The sequence below is a fragment of the Bartonella vinsonii subsp. arupensis OK-94-513 genome, from assembly GCF_000278235.1.
Taxonomy (GTDB): Bacteria; Pseudomonadota; Alphaproteobacteria; order Rhizobiales; family Rhizobiaceae; genus Bartonella; species Bartonella arupensis.
In genome coordinates, this window is the sequence record NZ_JH725040.1 from 5,714 (window position 1) to 6,224 (window position 511).

A 511-nucleotide genomic window follows, 5' to 3' on the forward strand; every position below is an offset into this window, starting at 1 on the left:
CCTGTAAAGATTGGTATAAGCTTTGGTACAATACTAATCTGTGCGGTCGTCATTTACCAAAGGCGCGATCTCTACACGCGTTATCATCTTTATCGCTCCCCCATCCTCACCTGTAACCTGTAAAGGCAACACCTTGCCAAGCAGAGCCAAATAAGCAGCGGGGCAATCCATAGCTTGCTTTTCTAAATAGGAAACAAGCCCCTCATTGCCTATTTTGTTACCAGCAGCCTCAGCTGCTTTAAGAACTGCCTCTTTTAAAATACGAGTCATTTTATTAGGAATGCCTTTGACACGTCCTAGTCCAGCTCTCGGTGGTATCCATTTTTCTTTGACTGGTGGAGCTTGTTCTGTATTTTTTGATGTCATAAAATACTCCCTCCCGATAATAAAAAACCCCGCATTTGCGGGATTTTCACACTGCACTTCCCCTCGTTTAGATACAATACGTCCAGTGCCGCATTTGTCATTAAATACGATTTGCAACACATTGTCAACAACAAAATAACACATA

General features: G+C 42.5%; 1 protein-coding gene. It reads right to left on the minus strand.

Features of this window, described 5'->3' with window-relative positions; translation table 11 throughout:
- Positions 1-33: 33 nt before the first annotated feature.
- Complete coding sequence (locus ME1_RS07660) at positions 34-366, minus strand: hypothetical protein (RefSeq protein WP_004867154.1); 333 nt, start codon at positions 364-366, stop codon at positions 34-36.
- Positions 367-511: the final 145 nt, after the last annotated feature.

Coding starts and splice junctions, on each gene's coding strand:
- ME1_RS07660 (WP_004867154.1), bottom strand. CDS start 366: ATGACATCAAAAAATACAGAACAAGCTCCACCAGTCAAAGAAAAATGG.